The sequence below is a fragment of the Lepagella muris genome, from assembly GCF_004793975.1.
Taxonomy (GTDB): domain Bacteria; phylum Bacteroidota; class Bacteroidia; order Bacteroidales; family Muribaculaceae; genus Lepagella; species Lepagella muris.
In genome coordinates this window covers 47,573-73,772 of the sequence record NZ_SRYB01000005.1, presented here as the reverse complement: position 1 = coordinate 73,772, position 26,200 = coordinate 47,573, and the positions used below count along the sequence as shown (strand labels likewise).

General features: G+C 40.4%; 20 protein-coding genes. 14 read left to right on the top strand and 6 right to left on the bottom strand.

Features of this window, described 5'->3' with window-relative positions:
- Nucleotides 1-13 precede the first annotated feature (13 nt).
- The 4 genes from proS (at nucleotide 14) to miaA (ending at nucleotide 6,210) form a co-directional block, all read left to right on the top strand.
- A complete protein-coding gene (proS, locus tag E5331_RS04955) occupies nucleotides 14-1,495 on the top strand; it encodes a proline--tRNA ligase (RefSeq protein ID WP_123481821.1) in 1,482 nt (493 codons plus the stop codon).
- Between the two features lie 208 nt (nucleotides 1,496-1,703).
- Nucleotides 1,704-3,836 carry a S9 family peptidase gene (locus tag E5331_RS04950; protein WP_168355144.1) on the top strand — a complete coding sequence of 711 codons (2,133 nt, stop codon included), beginning with the start codon at nucleotides 1,704-1,706 and terminating at the stop codon, nucleotides 3,834-3,836.
- A gap of 113 nt (nucleotides 3,837-3,949) precedes the next feature.
- Nucleotides 3,950-5,302 (top strand): hypothetical protein, encoded by a 1,353-nt coding sequence (locus E5331_RS04945; RefSeq protein WP_123481823.1) that lies wholly within the window; start codon nucleotides 3,950-3,952, stop codon nucleotides 5,300-5,302.
- Nucleotides 5,293-6,210: a tRNA (adenosine(37)-N6)-dimethylallyltransferase MiaA gene (gene miaA / locus E5331_RS04940; protein WP_123481824.1), complete on the top strand. Its 918-nt coding sequence runs from the start codon at nucleotides 5,293-5,295 to the stop codon at nucleotides 6,208-6,210. The genes E5331_RS04945 and miaA overlap by 10 nt, the downstream gene beginning before the upstream one ends.
- Nucleotides 6,211-6,273: 63 nt before the next feature.
- Here miaA and E5331_RS04935 read toward each other — a convergent pair whose 3' ends face one another.
- The 4 genes from E5331_RS04935 to dapA all read right to left on the bottom strand — a co-directional run bounded on the left by E5331_RS04935 (nucleotide 6,274) and on the right by dapA (nucleotide 11,436).
- The gene (locus E5331_RS04935; protein ID WP_168355143.1) at nucleotides 6,274-7,179 is read right to left on the bottom strand and encodes an ABC transporter permease; all 906 of its coding nucleotides are present in this window, start codon (nucleotides 7,177-7,179) and stop codon (nucleotides 6,274-6,276) included.
- Nucleotides 7,180-7,197: 18 nt separating this feature from the next.
- Complete coding sequence (locus E5331_RS04930) at nucleotides 7,198-8,160, bottom strand: ABC transporter ATP-binding protein (protein WP_123481826.1); 963 nt, start codon at nucleotides 8,158-8,160, stop codon at nucleotides 7,198-7,200.
- Between the two features lie 70 nt (nucleotides 8,161-8,230).
- On the bottom strand, nucleotides 8,231-10,495 hold the full coding sequence (gene dnaG / locus E5331_RS04925) for a DNA primase (RefSeq protein WP_168355142.1): 2,265 nt from the start codon (nucleotides 10,493-10,495) through the stop codon (nucleotides 8,231-8,233).
- Nucleotides 10,495-11,436 (bottom strand): 4-hydroxy-tetrahydrodipicolinate synthase, encoded by a 942-nt coding sequence (dapA, locus tag E5331_RS04920; protein WP_123481828.1) that lies wholly within the window; start codon nucleotides 11,434-11,436, stop codon nucleotides 10,495-10,497. The genes dnaG and dapA overlap by 1 nt, the downstream gene beginning before the upstream one ends.
- A 279-nt stretch (nucleotides 11,437-11,715) precedes the next feature.
- Here dapA and E5331_RS04915 point away from each other — a divergent pair, with 279 nt between their 5' ends.
- From E5331_RS04915 to E5331_RS04875, 9 genes are all read left to right on the top strand, one after another.
- Nucleotides 11,716-13,128 carry a TIGR00341 family protein gene (locus E5331_RS04915; protein ID WP_123481829.1) on the top strand — a complete coding sequence of 471 codons (1,413 nt, stop codon included), beginning with the start codon at nucleotides 11,716-11,718 and terminating at the stop codon, nucleotides 13,126-13,128.
- A 186-nt stretch (nucleotides 13,129-13,314) separates the two neighbouring features.
- Nucleotides 13,315-14,523, top strand: coding sequence for a D-alanine--D-alanine ligase family protein (locus tag E5331_RS04910; protein WP_123481830.1), 1,209 nt, complete (start codon nucleotides 13,315-13,317; stop codon nucleotides 14,521-14,523).
- A gap of 87 nt (nucleotides 14,524-14,610) precedes the next feature.
- On the top strand, nucleotides 14,611-18,180 hold the full coding sequence (gene ileS / locus E5331_RS04905) for an isoleucine--tRNA ligase (RefSeq protein ID WP_135985658.1): 3,570 nt from the start codon (nucleotides 14,611-14,613) through the stop codon (nucleotides 18,178-18,180).
- Nucleotides 18,181-18,259: 79 nt separating this feature from the next.
- Complete coding sequence (locus E5331_RS04900) at nucleotides 18,260-18,892, top strand: lipoprotein signal peptidase (RefSeq protein WP_420813755.1); 633 nt, start codon at nucleotides 18,260-18,262, stop codon at nucleotides 18,890-18,892.
- Nucleotides 18,876-19,901 (top strand): DUF4296 domain-containing protein, encoded by a 1,026-nt coding sequence (locus tag E5331_RS04895; RefSeq protein WP_123481832.1) that lies wholly within the window; start codon nucleotides 18,876-18,878, stop codon nucleotides 19,899-19,901. The genes E5331_RS04900 and E5331_RS04895 overlap by 17 nt, the downstream gene beginning before the upstream one ends.
- Before the next feature lie 28 nt (nucleotides 19,902-19,929).
- The gene (locus E5331_RS04890) at nucleotides 19,930-20,166 is read left to right on the top strand and encodes a hypothetical protein (RefSeq protein WP_123481833.1); all 237 of its coding nucleotides are present in this window, start codon (nucleotides 19,930-19,932) and stop codon (nucleotides 20,164-20,166) included.
- Between the two features lie 62 nt (nucleotides 20,167-20,228).
- Nucleotides 20,229-21,071 (top strand): ATP-binding cassette domain-containing protein, encoded by an 843-nt coding sequence (locus E5331_RS04885; protein ID WP_123481834.1) that lies wholly within the window; start codon nucleotides 20,229-20,231, stop codon nucleotides 21,069-21,071.
- A 62-nt stretch (nucleotides 21,072-21,133) separates the two neighbouring features.
- Complete coding sequence (locus tag E5331_RS04880; protein WP_123481835.1) at nucleotides 21,134-21,931, top strand: hypothetical protein; 798 nt, start codon at nucleotides 21,134-21,136, stop codon at nucleotides 21,929-21,931.
- Nucleotides 21,932-21,942: 11 nt separating this feature from the next.
- Entirely contained in the window at nucleotides 21,943-22,320 is a 378-nt protein-coding gene (locus E5331_RS04875; protein WP_123481836.1) for a GntR family transcriptional regulator, read from the top strand.
- Between the two features lie 76 nt (nucleotides 22,321-22,396).
- Here E5331_RS04875 and E5331_RS04870 read toward each other — a convergent pair whose 3' ends face one another.
- Nucleotides 22,397-23,860 (bottom strand): DUF1846 domain-containing protein, encoded by a 1,464-nt coding sequence (locus E5331_RS04870; RefSeq protein WP_123481837.1) that lies wholly within the window; start codon nucleotides 23,858-23,860, stop codon nucleotides 22,397-22,399.
- Nucleotides 23,861-24,075: 215 nt separating this feature from the next.
- Here E5331_RS04870 and E5331_RS04865 point away from each other — a divergent pair, with 215 nt between their 5' ends.
- Nucleotides 24,076-24,738 (top strand): Spy/CpxP family protein refolding chaperone, encoded by a 663-nt coding sequence (locus E5331_RS04865; RefSeq protein WP_123481838.1) that lies wholly within the window; start codon nucleotides 24,076-24,078, stop codon nucleotides 24,736-24,738.
- A gap of 82 nt (nucleotides 24,739-24,820) precedes the next feature.
- On the opposite strand, the gene E5331_RS20620 is transcribed toward E5331_RS04865, so the two are convergent.
- Nucleotides 24,821-26,176, bottom strand: a complete 1,356-nt coding sequence (locus tag E5331_RS20620; protein ID WP_275441094.1) for an alpha-l-rhamnosidase — start codon at nucleotides 26,174-26,176, stop codon at nucleotides 24,821-24,823.
- Nucleotides 26,177-26,200: the final 24 nt, after the last annotated feature.

Below are 26,200 nucleotides of genomic sequence, written 5' to 3'. Positions count from 1 at the left end.
GACCACATACGTCATGGCAAAAGAATTAAAAGATCTCACAAAGCGTAGTGAAGATTATTCAAAATGGTATAATGAACTCGTAGTAAAGGCAGATCTTGCCGAGCAAAGTCCGGTAAGAGGGTGTATGGTCATCAAACCTTATGGCTATGCCATCTGGGAAAAGATGCAGCAGACTCTTGATAAGATGTTCAAGGAAACCGGAGTCCAGAATGCCTATTTCCCCTTGCTGATACCCAAATCCTTCCTTTGCCGTGAGGCAGAGCATGTAGAAGGCTTTGCAAAAGAATGTGCGGTAGTAACCCACTACCGATTGAAGAATGCACCGGACGGAAGTGGAGTCATTGTTGATCCGGCGGCAAAGCTTGAGGAAGAATTTATTGTGCGTCCTACTTCAGAGACGATAATCTGGGGAACTTATAAGAATTGGATTCATAGCTACCGTGACCTTCCTCTCCTGATTAACCAATGGGCGAATGTAATGCGTTGGGAGATGCGTACAAGAATGTTCTTGCGCACGTCAGAATTTCTCTGGCAAGAGGGTCATTGTGCTCATGCTACAGCTGAGGAGTCAGAGAAGAGGACAGTGCAGATGATCAATGTATATGCAGAATTTGCAGAGAAATATATGGCAATGCCAGTCATTATTGGGGTCAAGTCTGAGAATGAACGTTTTGCCGGAGCTGTGAATACATATACAATAGAGGCGATGATGCAGGATGGAAAGGCTCTTCAATCAGGCACATCACACAATTTGGGTCAGAATTTTGCTAAGGCATTTGATGTGACCTTTATGAATAAGGAGAACAAGCCAGAATATGTATGGGCAAATTCCTGGGGTGTTTCTACCCGTCTTATGGGAGCCCTCATTATGACCCATTCGGATGATAATGGTCTTGTGCTCCCGCCACATCTTGCGCCGATACAGGTGGTGATTGTGCCGATATATAAGAATAATGATCAGCTTTCGGAGATTTCAAAGGCGGTTGATCCTATTGTCGCAGAGTTGAAGAAACGAGGAATCAGTGTCAAGTATGATGATGCAGATAATCGTCGTCCCGGATTTAAGTTTGCCGACTATGAATTGAAGGGTGTGCCTGTGCGTCTTGCAATCGGAGCCCGTGATCTTGAGAATGGTACAGTGGAAATCATGCGCCGAGACACGCTTGAGAAGGAGACCGTTTCTCTTGATGGTATTGAGGATCGTATAGAAAAAGAGCTTGAAGATATTCAAAATTGTCTGTATAATAGAGCTTTGAAACTTAGAAATGAGCATACCTACGTGGTTGATTCTTATGACGAGTTTAAGGAGAAAATAGAGAATGGCGGCTTCTTCCTTGCTCATTGGGATGGCACTGTGGAGACAGAGGAGAGAATCAAAGAAGAGACAAAAGCTACGATTCGTTGTATTCCTCTTTCAGGAGAAGAGGAGGAGGGAGTCTGCATGGTTACAGGAAAACCCTCGAAAAGACGTGTCATAATTGCGCGAGCATACTAAATCAAAATATGTAAAAAAAGTCTTTTTGTCTTTTTTATAAAGGGCAAAAAGACTTTTTTTATTATTTTTAAAACTTTTGAAGCGTAAGGATTGTTAATAGAATAGAAGGAAGTATATCCTAATGTATTTCTTTTATATGCAACTAACGAGTATCATCATGAATCTAAGGGATAAACTCATTATTTTAAACATAATTGCAACAACTTCAGTGAGTGCTTATTCTGCGCCGTTGAGCGTGGAAGAGTATTGTGCACCAGGGGTTTCAGCACCTTTGGGAATAAAAGCCATAACTCCTCTTGCGGATGGAGAGACTTATGCTGCCATTAGTAATGATGGGCAGTCAATTGAAAAGTACAGCTACAAGACGGGACAGAAGACTGGCGATTTATTCAGTATATCCGGAATAAAAGGGGATCTGAAGATTTCGGATTTCGTGGGTTATGAAATCAGTGACAATGGAAGAAAGATATTGCTATGGAATAATGTCAATAAAATCTATAGGCATAGTTTCACTGCTGATTATTACGTCTACGACACAATGCGCTCGACGCTTGCGAAAGTAAGTGAGAATGGTCCTCAACGAAATGCCACGATGTCGCATGATGGCAGACTTGTGGCATATACACGAGACAATAATGTGTACGTATCCAATATAGATTATAAGACGGATATTGCCGTAACGAAAGATGGAGTGGTAAATCAAGTAATCAATGGCTCTCCGGATTGGGCGTATGAAGAGGAATTCAGTGTCACTAATACGATGCGTTGGAGTTCGGATGACTCAGTGCTTGCATTCATGCGTTTTGATGAGACGAAAGTGCCTACATATACTTTTGATGATTACCGTAGCTATTGTGATAATGATCCTTTGGGAGATCTTTATCCTGAACGCTATAGTTATAAATATCCATTAGCAGGTTTTCCCAATTCTGTTGTCAGTGTACATGCATATAATGTGGATAATCGTGTGACAAAAAAAATGGACTTGCCGATAACAGATACCGACTATGTGCCTTCACTTGAATTTGATGGTAAGGGAGAGCGACTGATGGTCATGCTTTTGAATCATGATCAGAATCATTTGCGTATTTTTAGCGTACATCCCGGCTCTACAGTTGGTAAGCAGATTTATTCAGAAACATCATCAGCATGGCTGAGTCCTTATGCATATCAGATGGTGAATTATGGTCCTACCTCCTTCATAATAGGAAGTGATCGCAGTGGGTTCCGTCATCTTTATGAATATGACTATACCGGCACACAAAAACGACAGCTGACCAAAGGTGATTTCTACGTAACAGATTACTATGGTAAGGATTCTCGTACAGGTATACATTATATGCAGACAACCTCGTTGGGAGCCATCAATCGTAATATTGCATCGGTAGATAGCAAGGGAGTCTTCAAATTGCTTAATAAAGAGGAGGGCACCGCCTCTGCAGTATTCAGTAGGAATTATTCATATTATCTACAGACCTATAGTAGCGCAAATGTCCCTACACAATATAAGCTATTCAATTCACGCAGTATAAAACTTGCAGATGTGCAGTTGAATAAGGAATATGCAAATAAGTATTCAGACGTGCCACGTATGGAATTCTTGAAAGTAAAGAATGCTGTTGGAGAAGAGATGGATGCTTATATAATAAAGCCTGTTGGATTTGATTCTTCAAAGAAATATCCTTTGGTGATGAGCCAATATAATGGACCGGAATCACAAGAAGTTAAAAACCAGTGGAAAATGGGATGGCAATTCTATTTTGCCTCTAAGGGTTATGTTGTGGCATGTGTGGACGGAAGAGGCACAGGTTTTCGAGGCAGGTCGTGGAGTGATGCTGTATATAAACAACTTGGTATAGTGGAGACAGAAGATCAGATTGCCGGAGCAAAGTATTTTGCAGGCCTGCCGTATGTGGATTCTTCTCGGATAGCATGCTTTGGTTGGAGCTATGGAGGCTACATGACGCTTATGGAACTTGGTTCAAAGCAATCACCTTTCAAAGCCGGAGTTGCAATGGCTCCCGTGACCGATTGGCGATTCTATGATTCTATTTATACGGAGAGGTATATGCTTACACCCGGACAGAATGCCACTGGTTATAATATGTCATCGGCGTTGTCATATACATCAAATGTCAAAGGGAGACTATTGATTATGTCTGGCACAAGTGATGATAACGTGCATTTTTATAATACTCTGAAATATGCCTCTAAATTAAATTCAGAAGGAGGGATATTCGATATGATGGCTTATGCCGGCTTTGAGCATAGCCTCGGTATGTGCAATGCACGTGTACAGCTTTATCGTAAAGTGCTTGATTTTCTTAATAAGACATTGTAAAATAGGAATATAGTCAAAAGAGCAATCTTATAATCGGTAATTGTAAATTTGATTGCCAATGGATATTGGATTTGTTCTTAATATAGCATAATTGATAAAGATCAAATTGCCGTATGAACGATTTTAATAAAGTAAACAGCATGCAGCTGTATAATTTATGGAAAAATTTGACAGTCGGATTGGTGACTGTCATAGCAATGATGACGTTCTCAAAATTGCTGCCGTTTTATTTCTCACCTGTGATAGCCATTATAGGTGCGGCATTTCTTTATGTCTATCTTTTTGGGACAAAGATGTCGTGGGGGTCATCATGTATGATCATCCCTTACGCAATGATGTATAGTCAGCTTGCCTATGCATTCGTTACTATATTATTAAATGTGCTTTATGCGTGGGGTGTCAAGATGATACCATCTGAAATTATATTTTTTAAAAATCCCTTTATTCCATCGCTGGTGTTTAATCCAGTCACGTTTATAGTATTGGTTATAATGTTGGTTCGTCGGCATTCTCTTCATCTTTGCGTGAATTGTCGCTTAAGGAATGGGGATTCTTTTGAACGAGGAATTCTTGGAAATATCCTGGAATCAGAGGCAAGACTTCAGTTGAAGAATCTTGCTATAATTTTTGGATTATTATCAGTGCTTGTATGGAGTTACTATCTAGTATTCTATGTTAATATCAATATTAATGCAAGAGACTGGTATATATTCACCTGGCTTACGATAATCTGCATAATAATGGATGTGCTTTATTTTGTGTCAAGATATTATAATCTGTATCTTGACATGAAGGAGAACAATGAGATTATCACTCCGGAAGAACTTAATGATATGACTGCGAAAACGTATCTTAGGTATTATGTCGTATGTGGCAATAATATTTATGTCGATTCACATGCCATAGATCCAAAGGCTGTATATAAAGAGGTGATAGACACTCCATTCTTTACGAAGCGTTCGATGAATGGTATTACTGCCGACGAGGTTAAACGTACTATAATTAATATGACCGGTTATAGCAACGGTGAGCTTAGGTTTTTCTTCGGTAGGAAATCTGCAGATATGAGTAAGCATAGTATTTTGCGTTATTTCTATTTCCTTGACGGAGATATAGAGGATTATCAGGATATGAATGTGGATGGTGAGTGGATGGATTATGAGAGGATAAAATATTTGTATTCACATAATCCTGGTAAATTGTCAGAGATGTCTGTGGCAGACACTACACGTCTTGCAACAATTATGCTTACCGAGAAGACGTTTGATGAGAATGGCTTCCGAAAATCTAAAATCAGGCTGTATAATCCATCGTTCAATCTATATGATGTAAGAAAATCAAATATAGATTTTCAAGATGACAAATGGATTGAGATTTCAATGTTTAATTCAGACGTCCCATTATTTCGGTTAAAAAGATGGTGGAGAAGATTGACCGGATCTGCCAGAAATAATTCATGGCAATGAAATTGGTGACAATCATCGGACCTACTGCATCTGGAAAGACAAGTAGAGCAGTAGAGATTGCAAAGAAGCTTAAGGGGGAAATCATCAGTGGAGATTCTCGTCAGGTCTATAGGAATATGGATCTCGGTACGGGGAAAGATATTGAAGAGTATGGAGATATACCTTACCATCTTATAGATATATGTAATGCAGGGGAAAAATATAATCTGCATCGCTATTTGAAGGATTTTCAAATAGCGATGCATTCCATACGTCTGAGGGGTAAGAATCCGATTTTATGTGGAGGTACAGGCTTGTATGTTGAATCCGCACTTAGTGGAATAACCATGCCTGATGTGCCTGAGAATAAAGAACTGAGACAACAACTCGCGGACTGTAGTCTTGAGAAACTTACAGATATATTAAGAGGCTATAAGGAATTGCATAATATCACAGATATCGATACGGTGAAACGTGCCATACGGGCAATAGAGATACAGGAATATTATCGGAATAATCCTTATGAGGCATGTGAAGCTGATAGAAGACATGCGAAACCTATAGATTCTGTCATAATAGGTATTGAAATATCTCGAGAAGATAGGCGTAGGCGTATATCGGAGCGACTTGATTCAAGATTGCAGGCAGGTATGATTGATGAAATCAGGAATTTGATAGATATGGGAGTGTCTCCGGATGACTTGATTTATTATGGGCTTGAATATAAGTTTCTCACGTTGCATGTGATAGGTAAGTTGTCGTATGAAGAAATGAGACGGCAGCTTGAGATTGCGATACATCAGTTTGCGAAGCGTCAGATGACGTGGTTTAGGGGAATGGAGAGGAGAGGTTTTACAATAAATTGGCTACCATATAATTTGCCGTCGGAAGAATTCCTATATAGGGTTGAATCTCTTCTGATTGAATAATAGATACGCCTGCATCATTTTAAGGATGCAGGCGTATTTGATATTATGAGGAATAATAATGTTTCAATGAGACTTGATAAAAGTTATCAAGTCTTTCGGGGTAAATTGCTTCCCTTTGAGCAACATTGATGAACGGTAAAGTTTACCGGAGAAGGTCACACAAAGATAGGCTGTGGCATAGAGTATAATTATCGACAGAATGGTCTGCCATATTGGAGAGACTCCGGAAATTGCATTAATTGTGCCGATGGTAGGGGATGTGAATGGGATATAGTTGCAAGCTGTTGCGAATGCTGAATCTCCATTATCAACGGCATACATGCCGATATAGAATGTGCCAAGCAGAATAAATGTGATGACTGTCATGTATGCTTGATTTTCGTTATCCTTGTCAGTGATTGCGCCACATGCAGCGTATAGGGATCCGAATAATATATATCCTCCGACAAAATAAAGAATTATCCAAAGTGTATAGATATATGTCTTGGGATTAGATAGAATTTCCCAAGGGATTGCAAATTGGAAAACCATATAGAATCCGATAATTGCAACCAATATCAGGCTTCCCCATACAATTAATTGCACAAGCCCCAATAGCCCGACAGAAATGATCTTTGCCAGCATCATTGTTTTCCCGTCAACGCAAGTGGATATAATTTCCATTATTCTATTGCACTTCTCTGTCTTTACCTTATTGAATATCATTGCGCCATATATCATGAGGAAAAATGTAAGGCAAGAGCCCATCATCATGCCGATTGCCTTTCCGGCAGTCATTTCTTCCGGATCCGGTTGGGTCGGGAGATCTTTCGCGACATTATTGAAGGAGTCGGCATCCTTTAATATGAATCCGAATATGATTCCAAATGCTATGATTATTAATGGGACAATGATTGTACTTATCCAGAATCCTTTTGACCTGACATCTGTCAGGAATTCATTTTTTATAATTAGGTTTAATTGCTTCATAGTTGACATTAATAACGTTTAACATGAGGTGTGCGTAAAATTGCTTTTCTCCTGAGAAGGCTGACCGGTGGTGTAGTTTAGGAATATGTCGTTTAGAGAAGGAAGTTTTTCCTCAAAATGCAGAATCTCCCCTTGTATGGATATTGCATTCAGTATATCCGTATTCCTTATACCCGGTTTCTTTATTATAGAATAGGCGTATCCCTTTCTTCCTTTTACAGGAGGAATTGTTTCAACGTTCTCAAGAAGAGAGGAATCCATTAGTAGTGGTATTGAAAGTTGATTCCGGGTAGTCAGTAAGAGCTCGGAAGTGCGATGCTGTTCCTTGATATCAGATATATCTCCTTTCACCAATAACTTACCATGATTAATGAGTGCAATCGAAGAACACATTTCTTCAATTGCCGGCATATTGTGGGACGACAATATTATTGTGGAACCTTTTTCATTTAATCTGGCAATCAGATCACGAAGTAATGCACCATTTATCGGATCAAATCCGCTGAAAGGCTCATCAAGAATCACAAGTTCCGGCTCATGTACGAGAGTGGCAATGATTTGCACCTTCTGTTGGTTGCCTTTCGAGAGTTCCTTTATCTTACGTTTCCCTTGGCCTGTAAGGTTGAATATTTCCATATATTCTCCCATCACATTCCTAAGTCTTGCTTTGTCGCCCCCTTTTAATTGACCGAAATATAATATTTGATCCTCTACCCTCATCTTGTCGTAAAGCCCTCTTTCTTCAGGCATATATCCGATATTTCGGCTTGCTTCAAGGGAAGCCGGTATGCCGTTTACAAGTACGGATCCGGCATCAGACACAAGGAGATTGTTAATTATGCGTAGAATGGTTGTTTTTCCGGCACCATTGGGACCGAGCAATCCACAAATTTCTCCTTTTGCAACGGATAGACTCACATTATCAAGAGCTTTAGTTGAAGCATAATGCTTCACAAGTCCGTCAATTTGAAGAATTTCCATTATTAAATATATTTATAGTTAACAAACGAATAAATTCTATAAAATCCGAGAATACGTTCAAGTAGGATTATTATCTTTTTGAGGTTCTTATCCCTGAAGCAGGACAAAGAATCCGGTCACCTATATTCTTTGCCAATTCGCTTCGGTATCTCATGAGTTCAGAGATCTGAAGTTGCACCTTTTGTACCTCATTAAGATCACCTTTCCCGGAAATTTCGCGTAGTTCAGACATTAATGCCTTAAATTCAATATCGAGAATCCCGTTTTTCCATACATATATGGCAGTAGGAAGAAGAGAAATTAGTTTATCCTCCTCTTTTTCCACAGGTCTTTCTCTTGAATATATATGGCTAAGTTGGTATGGTTCAGATATAGCCTCAGTAGTTATGCGGCGGACAATGTCATTTTCATGACTTGCCAATACTTTGGATGGATATGATCTTGCAAAATTTACAATCTGCTCTTCAGCCCAAGCATCAACTCTTTCTTCAAGTTTCTGTTCCTCCCGTTGAATCTCGTTGATGGATAGTTCTCTCTCAGCGATTTCTTTATATCCTTCTTTCCTCTTCATATCTTTCTCAATTGATATCTCTTTTTCAAAAGAAGCAAGTTCGTTGCGGAAGCCGGATAAAAGCTCCATTAACAGAGCAAATGTCATATTGTAGTCTGCCACTGAAAAATCAGTATTATCGGCAGCAAGTTCTTCCGCAACATATTCCAATACGGTCATGACACTGCCATTTATTTCATTTTCACAGAAATCAAGGAATCCATATCGGATACAATATACAAGAACTTTCCATTCCAATGGGCGTAGGGGATTACTGTTGATCTCGGGTCTTGGCATTGGAGATCTGTCGGAATGTCTTGTATATCCAATATTCTCCGGATAATTTACATGAGCACTATCCTGAGGTTGAGTTGTATTGCTTTGTGCATAAGAAGTAGTGGATATATTTCGTGGAGAATCTGTAATATGATTTCCCGGAATCTGATTAATGGCATTTAAATTACGTTGGCGTTTTATCTGTTCTACTACAGTGGCTCTTGCCGATGCAGTAGCACTTCCAATAGATTCTTCACTAACTCCCATCAATCGGCTACATTCCTGAATGTATACATCTCGTTTGACCTTATCAGGGATACAGGCTAATGATCCGATCACGCTTCTGATAGCCTCAACTCTTCTCTGCGGATTGTCGCTAGCTTCCGCCATGAGCACCTTAGCCTTGAATTTGATTATATCAGTTTCATTTTTGCTGACGTATTCTCTAAATTCCTCAGGTGTATGTTTTCTGGCAAAAGAATCCGGATCATCCCCGTCGGGAAGAAGCAGCACATTTACGTCGAGATAATGGGATAGAAGCATGTCGATTCCTCGGAATGATGCCTTAATGCCGGCAGCATCCCCATCATATATAAGCGTCACATTTTTTGTGAAACGATGAATTAGGGCAATCTGTCCGTCAGTAAGAGCCGTGCCTGAAGATGCCACTACATTCTTCATGCCGGATTGCCACATACCAATCACGTCAAGATATCCCTCTACGAGATAGCATTTATCTTCCTTTACAATAGAACTTCTGGCTTGATACATGCCGTATAGTTCATTGCTCTTTTTGTATAGTTCAGATTCGGGAGAATTTATATATTTTGCTATTCCTCCTTTGAGGTCGCGACCTCCGAATGCCACTACCTTACCGGATGAATTAAGGATAGGGAATATTACCCTTCCCCGGAAGCGGTCATAGTCATGTCCTTGCTGGCTTGTGCCAATAAGTCCGAGCTTTTTTAGGACATCAATATTAAAGCCCTTCTTACGAGCCGCCTCAAGCATTGCAGTCCCTCTGTCGATTGCATATCCGAGATGGAATTGTCTGATTGCTTCTTGAGTCACCCCTCTACCGTAAAGATAGGAGAGACCAATCTCTTTACCGTCAGGCGTGTTGAGCAGATTATCCTCGAAATAATTCATTGCCCATTCATTTGCAATGAACATCGCCTCTCTTCGGCTTTGAGCTTCTCGTTCCTCATCGGTAAGTTCCCGCTCTTCAACCTTAATGCCATATTTTTTTGCGAGATGCAAGAGGGCGTCATGATAGGAAATCCCCTCTTTCTCCATTATGAAATTTATGGGCGCCCCACCTTTATGACAAGAGAAGCAATAGCAGAAGTTACGGCTTTTATTGACAGAAAAGGATGGTGTCCGTTCGTTATGGAACGGACACAATCCCATATAGTTGCTGCCTCTTCTCGTAAGGTGGACGTAATCGCTTACCACTTCAACGATATCAGCGGTGTCTTTAATTTTCTGGACGGTAGCTTTGTCAATCACTATTTGAAGATTGTGGAGTTTTCTCTGATTCCTTTTTCAAGTTCTTCCGGAGATGTAATGTATAGCGAACCGAGCAATTTCCGAATCTTTTCATCAGTGCTCATTCTTGTTGGCACTAACGGGAGTCGCAATTCATTTTTGATAAGACCTAATGCATGTAGCGTGCATTTCACTCCGGCAGGGTTCCCATCGACAAATAATAGGTTGAATAATTCATTGAATCTCCAGTGTATTGGAAGGGCTTCTTGAAAACGACCTTGCAGGCAAAGCCGCACCATACGTCCGAATTCCATAGGGAATGCATTGCCAATCACGGAAATCACGCCTACTGCACCTAAAGTCATCAAGGGGTATGTGATACTGTCATCTCCGGAAATCACTTCAAATCTTTCCGGTTTGTTCTTGATAATTTCCTCTATTTGGGCAAAATTCCCAGATGCTTCTTTGATTCCAATAATATTTTCGCAATCACGAGCAAGAGATAGGGTGGTTGCGGCGGTCATATTTACACCAGTTCTTCCCGGGACGTTGTATAGCACGACAGGCAGAGGAGATGCATCAGCCACAGCTCTGTAGTGCTGATATAATCCTTCTTGAGAAGGCTTGTTGTAATATGGAACTACGGAAAGGATTGCGGAAAATCCGGAGAAGTCAGAAGTCTTTAGTTCGTTGACAACTGCTTGGGTACTATTCCCTCCCACTCCTAAAATCAAGGGGATTCTGCCAGCATTTTTCTCAATAATCACTTTGCGAATCTCGGCTTTCTCATCCGGGAACAAAGTGGGAGTTTCGCCAGTCGTGCCAAGCACGACAATATAGTCGGCATTTCCGGATACAACATACTCCACCATTCTACGGAGTGCATCAAAATCAACGGATTTGTCGCTATTGAAGGGTGTCACAAGGGCGACACCAAGACCTTTTAATTGTAAATCAGCCATAAGTTGGTTCAATTATTAATGCAAAGTTAATAAAAAATGTAAAGAAATAGATAAGAATTGCTATACAATTTAACAAAATTGTGAGACTTTATAACCTTTGTATATTTTTATAGTGAATTATCTTTGACAGATGTGATAAAATTTGAATATTTTACGTTTTATCAATAGAGACATTTTGTAGTAGGGTATTTATCATCATGATTGAGTTTGATAAGAATCCTGACGAGGGATGTCGCGATAGTATTACAGGATAACAATAATTAAAATTACTAATAATTTATGATACCAAAGTCAACGGTTAAAGAGGGTCTTGTCAAATTTCGAGATGAGATAGTTTCATACTTTAATGTAGCAGAAGACTTGGAACCTCAACTTGATATAGAGCAGAGTATAAGATCAGGAGTAAGTTTTAAGGGAAGTCAATTGCTCGTATTGATATTTGCAATATTCATAGCCTCTCTTGGACTTAACACTGATAGTATTCCTGTGATAATAGGAGCGATGCTTATTTCACCATTGATGGGTCCGATAATTGGTATGGGTCTTGCAATTGGCATAGAGGATTTCTCTTTATTGAAAAGAAGTCTGAAGAATATTGTCATGGCAATCATCGGTTCGTTGTTGGCATCCGCAATATATTTTATGATTTCTCCGCAGTATGAAGGTTCAAGCCAACTGCTTGCGAGGACGTCGCCATCCATATATGACGTTTTTGTTGCGTTGTTCGGTGGCGCGGCAGGAATTGTAAGCATAGCTTGCAAGAACAAGGGTCAGGTAATGCCGGGCGTTGCGATAGCCACCTCATTGATGCCTCCTTTGTGTACTGCCGGATATGGTATTGCAACATTGCAATCACATTTCTTCTTTGGTGCGCTTTATCTATTCTTCACAAATATGATATTCATATTGTTTGCATCTCTTATCGGGGTGAAATTGATGAACTTTAAAAAAGTGGTTTATCAAGATACTCGGAGAAGTCATAGAGTGCAGATGATTGTCTATTCAGTTGTGTTTGTCACCATAGGCTTCAGCTGCTATCTCACCTATGAAATGATCAGAAAGAATATATTCATGACGGAAGCGACTTCGTTTGTGGAGAATGAGATGGTATTTCCTAATACGCAGGTTCTTAATCAAAAAATATATATGAACGGCAATCAACGCCATATTGATGTGACACTAATTGGTCAGGCTCTTCCTAAGGATTCATTGCAGCTTGCAATGATGACAAAACTTGATAGCGTGGGTCTTGGTGGCACGATATTGAATATAAAGCAAGGCTTTTCGATTAGTGAGAACAGAGGGAGGAGTGATGAGGAAAATTTCGGGCAATTTTATTCAGTAATGCAAAAGGAAGTTGCAGATCGCCAGGAAAAGATTGACTCTCTGAAGGATTTGCTAAAGGATTATAGCTATTTCAATAGGGAACTTACTATGATAGCTCCAGAAGTTAAGGCATTGTTCCCATCAATTAAGGATATCGCAATGAGCAGGATGGTCGCGACTTCATTGACTAATTCGCAGGCAGATACAATAAATATGGTTTTTGTGAATGCACCGAAAGGTATGTCTGCCGGTGATAAGGAAAAGCTAATTTCTTATGTGAAGATAAGATTGAAGGAAAATAAGGTTCATCTCACACTCAATCCATCGGATTTTCCATGGCCTTCGGTATCTTCGGTTAAGAAATGATAAGGTTGTAATCTTCTGATTTTTTATGGGATTTCATCGTAAGTAAATAAATATTTGTTTTTTTCATTGTGTTATGCTAATTTTGCACTAAGAATAAGGAATATCGCGAATTTTGGGATTTCAGATTGTAATAAGATTTGTTTCCTGAGTATTTACGATTCATAATAATAGGTTTTCCAAAATTTTATGAAGACTAATGTAGCTGTGTTCTTTGGGGGCAGATCCGTGGAGCACGAAATCTCGGTCATATCAGCCTTGCAGGCTATAAATGCGTTTGATCGGTCAAAATACAATATAATACCGGTATATATATCAAAACAGGGACGTTGGTATACAGGTCCACTTACGCTTGACATCCGGAATTACAAAGACATGAGGCATCTTACAGAGAATTCGGAAGAGGTGTACATGCGTCCGGAATACGGCGATTTTAATCTTTATCGTTCAAATCCAAGCGGAGGCCTATTTTCAAAGAAAAATCCGGTTTATGAAGAACTTCATGTGGCAATACCTGTGCTTCACGGCTCCCATGGAGAGGATGGCATGTTTGAAGGTCTTCTTGAGACAATTGGCATACCGTTTGCCGGATGCGATACCTTGTCGAGTGCCAATGGCATGGATAAGATTACGATGAAGATGATACTTTCAGCCGAAGGTATCCCGGTGGTTGATTATGTCTGGTTTACTGATAAGGAATGGCTCTCCAATAAGGAAGCCATTATGGATAAGATAGAGGCTAAACTTGGCTATCCCGTTATAGTCAAGCCAGCAAATCTCGGTTCCAGTGTCGGTATAGGGAAAGCTTCTGACCGCAGAAGTCTTATGGAAAAGATAGACAATGCAGAAAAGTTTTCCCGTCGTATAATCGTGGAGCACATGGTTAAGGATATGATGGAAATCAACTGTTCCGTACTCGGGGATTGTGATGACTATCAGACAAGTGTGTGTGAGGAACCGATATCTAAAGGCGATTTCTTGTCATACGAAGAGAAATACGGAGGCGGTTCAAAAGCGGGGATGCAGTCAAGTGAGAAGCGTATTCCGGCAGATATCCCTGAAACGATGAGCGATGAGATCAGAAAAATGGCAGGAGAAACGTTCCGTGTATTATCGTGTCACGGAGTTAGTAGGGTAGACGTGATGGTGGATCGATCTGATAATAAAATCTATGTAAATGAAATCAACACGATACCTGGAAGTCTTTCCTTCTATCTGTGGGAAGAGACAGGCATCACATTTATGCAACTTATGGATAAATTGGTGGAATTAGCTTTGCGTAGAAAACGTGAGACAGATCGCAAGACGTTTACGTATGATGCCAATATTTTTGCCATGGGGGGTGGCGTAAAAGGTGGTGTCAAGGGAGCGAAGGGTAGTAAATTCGGACATCGTTGAATACGTTAAAATCGGTGAGATAGAGTAAAACCCGGAAAAAAGTTCAAGAATTAAATAAAAGTCTTTCCAATAACAATACTCAATATAATGAGCAAAAAATTCAAAGAATACAGCAAGCAGCTCAACCTCTCGGAAGTAAATAAGGAGATGTTGCAGATCTGGGATGAACATTCTCTTTTTGAAGCATCAATGAAAGAGAGGGAAGGTTGTCCTACATTTGTGTTTTACGAAGGTCCTCCGTCTGCAAACGGAATGCCAGGTATTCATCATGTAATGGCTCGCACAATAAAGGATATTGTGTGCCGCTACAAGACGATGAAAGGATTCCATGTTAAGCGTAAGGCTGGCTGGGATACTCATGGCTTGCCGGTGGAACTTGGAGTAGAGAAAAGCCTTGGAATCACTAAAGAGGATATTGGGAAGAAGATTTCCGTAGATGAATACAACGCCGCATGCCGTAGTGAGGTGATGAAGTACACAAAGGAATGGACCGACCTGACTCATAAGATGGGCTACTGGGTAGATCTTGAGAATCCTTATATAACCTACGACAATAAATATATAGAAAGTGTATGGTGGCTACTTCGTCAGCTATATGACAAGGGCTATTTGTTTAAAGGCTACACAATACAACCTTATTCACCGGCAGCGGGTACCGGGCTTAGTTCACATGAGCTTAATCAACCCGGATGCTATCGTGATGTAAAAGACACCACGGCTACAGTATTGTTTAAGATTAAGGATGCAAAGCCGGAGATGGAGGGATGGGGCACACCTTGCTTTATGGCATGGACTACCACGCCATGGACATTGCCATCCAACACGGCATTGTGTGTGGGTCCGTCGATAGATTATGTTGCAGTGCGTACCTACAATCCCTATACAGCAGATAAACTGACAGTAGTGCTTGCCGAATCTCTTTTGAAAGCATATTTTAAGCCGGAAGGTGAGAAATTGGATCTGGAGGCGTATAATGCAGGCGACAAGATTTTGCCATATAAAGTGGTCGGGAAATGGAGAGGTCCGGAACTTGTGGGTATGCATTATGAACAACTTATGCCTTGGGTGAAGCCTGTGGAGCGAGTTGATGACAGGAGTGCTGAGTATGTTAAAAATTATGCATCTTCACATCCTGAAAATGTCTTCAGTTATGGTAATGACCGTTTCGTTGAAATCGCAGATGAGGCATTCCGAGTGATTTCAGGAGATTATGTCACTACAGAGGATGGTACCGGTATTGTTCATATTGCGCCAACATTTGGTGCGGATGACGCCAAAGTTGCGAAAGCAGCCGGTATTCCGCCACTGTTTATGATAAACCAGAAAGGAGAGACACGTCCGATGGTAGATTTCACGGGTAAATATTATACCGTTGATGAGCTTGCCCCTGTATTTGTGGAAAAGTGCGTTAATTTGGAAGAATATTCCCGTCATGCAGGCGACTATGTGAAGAATGCCTACGATCCAAAATTTAATCCTGGAGGGAAATATGATGAGGCATCTGCAATGAAGAGCGAGGATCTCAACATAGTTCTCTGTATGGAGATGAAGAAATCCGGAGAGGCTTTCAAGATAGAGAAGCATACGCACAACTATCCGCATTGTTGGCGTACAGATAAGCCGGTGCTTTATTATCCACTTGACAGCTGGTTTATCCGTACCACTGCAGCTCGCGAGCGTCTCATTGAACTGAATGAAAGAATCAAATGGAAACCGGCTTCTACAGGAAGCGGACGTTTCGGCAAATGGCTTGAAAATCTTCAGGACTGGAATCTTTCGCGTAGCCGTTATTGGGGCACTCCGCTTCCTATCTGGCGTAGTGAAGATGGCAGAGAGGAGATCTGCATAGGCAGCTATGAGGAGCTCTATAATGAGATCGAAAAATCGGTGGCAGCCGGAGTAATGGAGAATAATCCTCTTAAAGATAAAGGTTTTATTCCCGGAGATTACACAAAGGCAAATTATGATAAGATTGATCTTCATCGTCCTTACGTGGATGATATAGTGCTTGTCTCTGCATCCGGCAAACCCATGAAGAGGGAGCTTGATCTTATCGATGTGTGGTTTGATTCAGGTTCAATGCCTTACGCTCAGATTCATTATCCATTTGAGAATAAGGAGATACTTGATAATGGAGAGGTATACCCAGCAGATTTTATTGCAGAGGGAGTGGATCAGACAAGAGGTTGGTTCTTTACACTTCATGCAATAGCCGGTATGGTGTTTGATACCAATTCATTTAAAGCAGTCATTTCTAATGGACTTGTGCTTGACAAGAATGGCAACAAGATGTCAAAACGTCTTGGAAACGCAATTGATCCGTTTAATAATCTTGAACGCTTCGGTAGTGACCCGGTGAGGTGGTATATGATTTCCAACTCTTCTCCTTGGGATAATCTGAAGTATGACGAGGCAGGAGTGGCAGAAGTAAGTCGCAAATTGTTTGCAACGTTATACAATACATATAAATTCTTTGCTCTCTATGCAAATGTAGATGGGTTTACAGGTAGTGAGCCACCAGTTGCAACAGAGAAGCGTCCTGAAATAGACCGTTGGATTCTTTCGTTGCTGAATACTCTTGTTGCAGAGGTAACGGATGCTCTTGATGATTATGAACCAACAAAAGCCGCGAGAGCAATAGAGGAATTTGTCAATGATAATCTCAGCAACTGGTATGTAAGACTAAATCGTAAGCGATTCTGGGCAGGTGAGATGGATGACGATAAACTGTCGGCATACCAGACACTCTATACCTCACTTAAGACGGTTGCGTTACTTATGGCACCATTTGCTCCATTCTATTCTGACCGTCTATATTCAGATCTTGTCGCCCCGGCATCTGAGAGTGAGGGTTATGCTTCAGTCCACACTACATTCTTCCCGGAAAGTGATTCCTCCATGGTGGATTCCGAGCTTGAGGAAAGAATGCGTCTTGCACAGGAAATCACATCTAATGTCTTGGCACTTCGCCGTAAGGTTAACCTTAAGGTGAGACAGCCCCTTCAGACATTGCTTATTCCTGTGATGGATTCTCACCAGCGTGCGGGAGTTGAGGCTCTTGAGGATTTGATTAAATCGGAAGTCAATATAAAAGAGCTTAAGATTGTAGAGAATGAAGAGAGTGGTCTTGTGAAAAGGGTAAAGGCAGACTTCAAGAAGCTTGGTCCAAAATATGGAAAGATTATGAAGCAGCTTGGAAAAGCCATTACAGAACTGTCGCAGAAAGAGATCGCCCGTCTTGAGAGAGAAGGAGAATTAAGATTCACAGATCTTGAAGGAGAGCCGGTTGTCACGTTGTCTGATGTAGAAATTATTCCGGAAGATGTGCCTGGCTGGCTGGTTGCCAATGATGGCAATATCACTGTGGCACTTGACGTCACCGTTACGCCTGAATTGAAAAATGAGGGTATGGCCCGCGAGTTGATTAATCGTATCCAAAATATCCGTAAGGGTAATGACTTTGAGATCACGGACAAGGTGCGTGTTGAGCTTTCCGATGAGGACGAGATAAAAGATGCAGTAAATGCATTCCGCGATTATATCTCCGCTCAGGTTTTGGCAGATGAGATAATCATTGTGCCGTCACTTGACGGGCAAGATTGTGTAGATCTTGAAATTGATGGATTGAAAGCGAAAGCACGCGTAACAAAGAATTAAGGAATTGGTGGCGAATGATAATATGAATGCGACGGCGGTATCCGGAAAGGATATCGCCGCTCGCCGTATCTGGCTTGTTGTGGCGATTAGCATAGCGGTTGTTCTTGCAGACCAGATAATGAAGATATGGGTGAAAACAAATTTCTATCTCGGAGAGGATCTTCCGATAACTAATTGGTTTCACCTCAAATTTATAGAGAACAATGGTATGGCTTTTGGTCTTGAACTATGGAATAAAATAGTTCTGACATTGGGTCGGATTGCAGCAGTAGTCCTGTTTATATGGTTTGTAATCAAGATAAAATATGCGCAGGAACTCCGTTGCGGTTTTTTTGTGGCAGTAGCCTTGATAATAGCAGGTGCAGCAGGCAATATATTTGACTGTGTTTTTTATGGTCGTCTTTTTAATAATCCGATGCCACCTGAAATAGCCGTAGCTTTTCCTGATGGAGGGGGATATGCCCCTTGGTTTGAGGGGAGAGTTGTAGATATGTTTTATTTCCCACTCTTCTCCTTTTATTGGCCGGAGTGGCTACCCGGAGTAGGAGGAAGATATTATGAATTTTTCCAGTACATATTTAATGTTGCTGATGCATCAATCTGTATAGGAGTCGGCTTATTGATATTTTTCTATTCCGGAGATGCCTCAAAAGCATTTTCATTGATAAGCGAGAGTAAGAAAAATACTAAAGAAAATGACAAGGAGAAGTGACAGATGTTATTCGTCTTCATCGGTTGTGCCGGTTATATTGTTGTTGTCCATGGTAATAGCCGGCTGTAGTAATCGTCCGGATAATATTCTTACCGAAAAAGAGATGGTGGCTCTTATGGCAGATATGCAGCTTGCTGAAGCATATACCAATGTCTCCAATCAACAGATGCAGGTATCTGATTACCGTCTGAAGATGGGAAAGTCGGTTTTGGCTGCGCATGGCATAACCCAAGAACAACTTGACACGACACTTGCATGGTATGGAAGAAATCTTGATGATTACTCAGAACTATACGCAAAAGTAGATAAGGAGATTATCAAGAGAAGAAAGCATCTTCTGAATATGTCGGGAGAAGAGGATGGTCTTGATGATGATAATCTTCTTTGGAGATTTGGCAAGAATGGGCAGCTCTCAATGCTTGGTAATACTGATGGATGGATAGTCTCTGTTACAGATCCAGATTTACAAAAGGGTGATCGTTTGCAATGGACAATGCATCTTGATGCTCCTGTTCAAATGAACGGTGTGCTTGGTGTAGAATATTCTGATGGTTCCTCTGAGGCAGGTAGTAGCGTGTTTATAGGCAGGAATAGAGTGGAATTAGTTTGTCAGACAGACACAGGTAAGGATGTGAAACGTATCTATGGCACTTTGCGTATCAAAGATCCTGAAATGCTTCCGGTGTATGCCGACAGTATAAGGCTCGTCCGGCTACCATACGATAGTGTTGAGTATCGTCTTCATCGCAGCAATAAGCATTATGGTATCCCGTCTGTAAGAAAACCTAAGAAAGAAGAGGCAATAACAGATACTCTGACTGTAGCAGAGCCGGTTGTGGAGCAGAAAGCGCCGGAAAAGGGGAATACAGTTATGTGGAATGCTGACAGAAGAAAGATAAGCAATTCAGATCTTGATGAAAGTAAAGTTTCAAGACCGTCAGTCACTCCGCATAAAATTGATGAACGTGTTCGGATAAAGCCGTCCAAACTTCATAAAGATAGGAAATAGAACTATATTTTTTCAACATATTAAAGGAATGAAAGGTAAAACCGTAAAATTTCTTGTCAGAAAATTAATGATAACCGAAGATAAGGGGAAGGATGATTGCCTTCCCCTTATCTTTGTAACAGGAGAACGGGAAGGGGATATTATAAGGAATCTTATATTAACTCCATTTGATAGAGAGAAGGCAGGCTTTGAATATCTATCAGAATTACAGCTGTATAAGATTGTCGATTCCGAAAATTTTAAAATAATTAAAATTTTATATTGAAAATATTTGTTGGAATAAAAGATAATATCTACCTTTGCAGTGTACTAATATACTAATACACTATGTTAAAGATAGAAAATATCACCTACAGCTACAAGCGTAGTAAACAGGCGGTCCTTTCCAATTATTCATTGGAGGTTAAGGACGGCACTATATGCGGATTATTGGGAAAAAACGGCGCAGGGAAATCTACGTTGCTTTATCTTATACTTGGATTATTGAAGCCTCAATCAGGTGAGATCAATTATAATGGATTCCGACCGTTTGATCGTAAAGTGGCATTTCTTAATGATGTATTCATTGTTCCTGAAGAATTTTATTTGCCGAATGTGAAATTATCACAGTTCGTGAAAAGCATGTCGGCATTCTATCCCAAATATTCTCATGCAGATCTTTCACGTCATCTTTCTACGTTTGAAATGACTCCTGATGTTCATCTGGGTCATCTGTCAATGGGACAGAAGAAAAGGGTATTTATGAGTTTTGCATTAGCATGCAACACTTCATTATTGGTTCTTGATGAACCAACTAATGGACTGGATATTCCAGGGAAGCGTCTTTTCCGTAAAGCAGTGTTGGACAGTATGACGGATGATCGCACGATCATAATCTCCACTCATCAGGTGTATGATGTAGAGAAGATACTTGACCATGTGGTGATAACCGATACTAATGGTGTTCTGCTGAATGCCACAATGATGGATATTTCTTCGCGACTTCTATTTGCTTTTACTAATAATAAGGATCGTATTGCAAATGCACTAGTTGCGCTTGATGCTCCCGGCGGTGCAAATATAGTGGAGTTGTCAGATGGATATTCTGAGACTGACGTGAATCTGGAGACATTATTTGAGTTGGTCAGACAGAATCCCACCATAGTCAAGGATTTATTCGGAGGGAGATAGGGGATAATTGTACACAGCCCATTTACTAACAAAATATTATTTAACAAATATTATTTAAGACGATGGATAATGAAATTTATGAGGCAAGGGTTGGAAATGAGTCATTCGTTGAGAATTTCTGGCTGAATGCTAAAAGAGAGATTATAGATAATAGAAAATTCCTGTTGTTGGGTTTGGCATGCATATTGGGATTGTATATTACAACGGGAGCAATAATGGGATATAATGGAGTTGGTTCCGGTTCGTCAGGAGTGGTGATCTTCACGTTCTATATGATGATGTTCGCCTTTGTCGGCGCATCAGTGGCTTTTTCTGATATGAAGACAAAGGAGGAGCGTCTCTACTCATTAATGGTGCCGGCATCAGCATTTTCAAAATACTTGGTAAAATGGCTGTTATCCGTTCCGGTGCTATTCGGGGTATTGGTATTGGCGTTTTATATAGGGGATATTACCCGTATATTAACGTTCTTGATGACGGCGGATAATCCCCATAATTATCCGGATTATCTTCACATAACAAATCCATGGAAAATATATTCTATGTTTGATATAACGCGACCGGCTTTGATTCTTACAGTCCTGTTGTCGGCATATTTCTTGGCACAGGCACCATATTTTTTCGGGGCGATACTATGGCCCAAAAACTCTTTTATCAAAACATTTGCAGCCATGTGGGTAATTCAGACTGTATGTAGTATTATGTTTGCATTGAGTGTTAAATATTTCCCTTCACTAATGTATCATATAGGAGACTCATTATGGTTTATGGCAACAGTTTTCATACTTTTGACGCTTGCGTTCTACGTGGCAGGATTCTATCTGTACAGACGGCAGCAAGTAGTGTATAAATTAATTTAGATCTCCTGTGTATGGATTTTAATGAAAATAAACCGATATATCTTCAGATTACAGATGGAATAATGGATGATATCATATCGGATGTCTATCCATCAGACGGTAGATTACCATCAGTTAGGGAATATGCTTCGAAAGTAGAGGTTAATGCCAATACTGTCATGAGGTCATACGACTGGCTTCAGCAGCAGAAAATAATATTTAATAGGAGAGGGATTGGTTTTTTTGTACTTCCTGAAGCAAAGAAACGTATAATCGAGATGAGACGTAATATATTTTTCAGAGATGAAGTGGAGTATTTTTTCGGGCGAATAAAGTCTTTCGGATTATCGCCCGATGATATCAAAAGATTATATTCAGACTACATAGCGCGAGTAGACGAGACTCCATAAATTAAACTAAATCTAAAATAAGGAGGCGCCCCCTGTGAAGTGGACGCCTCCTGCCTTTATTAGAATTTATACTGAATTATTTTTTTCGAGTTGGATCACAAGTAAGACCAACGCCGAGTTTCTTGAAAATCTTGTGGTCTACTTCACCAAGCATTACGGTAGAGTGCATTTCACAACCTCTTAGTTCCGGTAGTTTCTCCAATGCCTTACGACAATTTTCGTCATGAGTGCTTAGAACAGATAGAGCCACAAGCACTTCATCAGAATGTAGACGAGGATTCCGGCTCCAAAGATAGTTTGTCTTGGTATGCTGAATCGGCTCTATCATTTCTTGTGGGATAAGTTTCACATTATGATCAATTCCCGCAAGATGCTTTATTGAGTTTAGAATTAGAGCAGAACTCGGACCAAGCAGAGGACTTGTCTCTGCCGTTATTATTGTTCCATCCGATAATTCTATAGCAGAACATGGCAATCCGCTTTCAGCTGCTCTGTCACGAGCTGCTTTGATGGATTTTCTGTAATTGACGTCAATCTTTGCCTGCTTCAATAATAAGGCAATCTTATTCACCTCATCATCGTTGCATTTGCCTTGAGCAAGATTGTTCAATGCTGTAAAATAACGTCTGATAATTTCGTTTTTTGACGCATTGCAGCACACCTGATCATCCTTTATGCAGAATCCGACCATATTAACTCCCATGTCAGTAGGAGATTTATACGGATTCTCCCCATAAATCCCTTCAAAGAGAGCATTTAATACTGGAAAAATTTCAATGTCGCGATTATAATTTATTGCAATTTCTCCGTATGCTTCCAAATGGAACGGATCAATCATATTCACGTCATTAAGGTCGGCAGTTGCCGCTTCGTATGCAATGTTTACGGGGTGCTTTAGAGGAAGACTCCACACTGGGAATGTTTCGAATTTAGCATAACCTGCTTCTATACCCCGTTTATTTTCGTTATACAACTGACTTAGGCATACAGCCATTTTTCCACTTCCTGGTCCCGGAGCAGTGACAATCACCAAAGGTCTTGATGTCACAATATAATCATTATTGCCAAATCCTTCATCAGACGTAATGAGTCCCACATTATTTGGGTAGCCTTCAATTGTGTAGTGATAATATACTGTGATACCCAATCTTTCAAGGCGATTGCGGAATGCATCAGCACTTATCTGGCCGTTGTAGTGGGTGACAACCACAGATCCCACAAGAAACCCCCTGTCTTGGAATTCAGTACGCAACCGTAGCACATCCATATCATAAGTGATGCCGAGATCACTCCTGACTTTATTCTTCTCAATGTCAAGAGCACTGATCACTATTACAATCTCAGCCTGATCCTTTAGCTGCCAAAGCATCCTCAGCTTGCTGTCGGGTTGAAATCCGGGAAGCACGCGGCTTGCGTGGTGGTCATCAAACAATTTACCTCCTAATTCGAGATAAAGCTTATTTCCGAACTTAGAAATTCTTTCTTTAATATGTTCGGACTGTATCTTCAGATACTTTTCGTTGTCAAATCCGTATACCATAACGGACTGCAAAATTACAAAAATATTTTCGTAGAAACAAGTTTGTTTTATGTAGTAGTCGAAAAAATAATTTGAAATAATATGATAACAAATTTTTACGAATGTTGCCGATTATGCTAATATATGATAAAATGCCAATAATCATTAAACTAAATTGAGAAGTAGTGGTCAAAGAATCGTAAACATCACAAAAACGAGAATAAACGATTAGAAATATGAACATGAAGAGAATGATTTTGAGTTTGGCAATTCTTATTGCCGCTACTGCATCAGTTTTCGCATCCGGCGATAACACTAAAGTCAACGATAGCTGCAAGAACCGTAAGGAATGCACTCTTTCCAAAAAGGGGAATGGAGAGATGAGAAAGAATCGCAAGGAATGTAGTGCATTCGAAGGATTGAACCTGACTCAGGAACAGAAAACAAAACTTGCAGATTTGCGTAAGGAGTGTACGCCTTCTAAAAAGAAAGGCTGTGACGGAAAGGCATGTAATGATTGCGCTGCATGTAAAGACTGTAAGGATGGAAAGTCCTGCAAAGAATGCACTGCATGTAAAGATTGTAAGGATGGAAAGACCTGTAAAGAATGCAAGGACTGTAAGGCAGGTAATGGTGTATGCAAAAATATGAAGAGAGATAATCTTTCTCGTGAAGAGAAGATGAAACTGAAAGAGGAACGTCGTGCAAGAATTGTGGAGACGCGAAAAAAGTATCTTGAGGGAGTAAAAAATATTCTTACCCCTGAACAGTATAATAAATTTCTGGAGAACAGTTATCTTTCAAAAGCATCAAACCATAAAAATTTTAAGAGTAAAGGTCATGCAAAACGTTATGGCAAGATCCACGATAAGAAACGTGGCCGTAAAAATGTAGCATGATTTAGAAATAAGAAGAAAGACCATAAATCGGATTCCGAGTCTGATTTATGGTCTTTCTCTGTATAATGTCAATAGTATGTGCTTATTTCTTATTGATATCGGTTTCAAGGATATAAACTGAAGTCGGTTTCTTATCAAGAGACACCTCTCCATCACCTTGATAGGTTTTCTGTACGAACATGTGAAGTTTCCGTTCATTCTTCCAAAGTTCGGTATCTAATGAAGGTTCCCATGCCTCTACTCCAAATACTGTTAAATCAGATGTTGTCCAATCACCGTTTGCGCCATTATTTGTGTGAGCCAGGGATACTACGCTCCCTCTCTCAGCATCACGATAAATCACTCCTATAAAATCATTGTCAACTACAACCCGAGGACGGGATATCGGAATCATTTTTGTACCACCGCCCGAAAGTGAGAATGGAGAGGTTCGATTGGATATCTCACGATGTTTCCATTCCTTACCGTCATGCCATATAAGACGATATTGAGGCACGTCAGAATCTTCCGATCTCCAATAGGATACGATGTATGGATTGGAATCGCGGTCAGCCGTCATTGAGGTTTGATTTATAAGTTCGGAATTCTGAGGTATACTACAGGCAAATTCGGAATTGGATAGGGTAATTGGTAAGGAATATGGAGTGTTGTCAGACTTCAGCCAAGTCTTGCCACCATCTTTTGATTTAGCATAACACATGTCATGATTTGTCTCAACCAGCCATGTCTCACGCCATACCCATGACACATGGATCACGTCATTCTCATCAATATATAATTGCCAGTATGGGCTGCGTTGTTCCTCTCCGTCAATAAGGGAATCCTGCACCCGAATCCATTTCTTATCATTCACAACATAACGGTTGATTGCCATGTTGCCACGTCCGGAGGCACCCGAACGGTATACGAACAGTAGATCTCCATTTGATAAGGAATAGAATTCCGGATATGTGACATTATTTTCATCAATTCCTGTCATAGGTGAAATCTCTCCGAGCTCCAGACTGCCGGGCTTAAGACTTTTGGCATAATGAAGAGGATGACCGTGGTGATCAAAAGCAACATGTAGATAGCCTTCTCCATCCGCACCTATGCTTATTATATTATGCCCGTCCTTTACGTTTCCTTTGTATTGAGTCTTATGTATCGTCCAGTTATCTGAGTTAAGCTTGCGTTTAGCCAAAGTGACGTATCCCTCTGGATCATAGAAAGCGATATATTGATTATCTTTATGGGTAACTACAGAATTTGCCCGGAATACGGCCGTATTTACAGATGTGCCACTATAACCCTCTCCGATTTCATAAAGTTTGGTATCTCCTGCCTCAGTGGATATGCCGTCATATCTGATTTCCGGAACGCCATTGATGTCAAAAGAGATTGGAAGCCATAGATGTCGGGAATCAGGGAGATTCTTTGGATTCCAAATATCTGCCATAAAAATCAAAGCACTATCATTTTC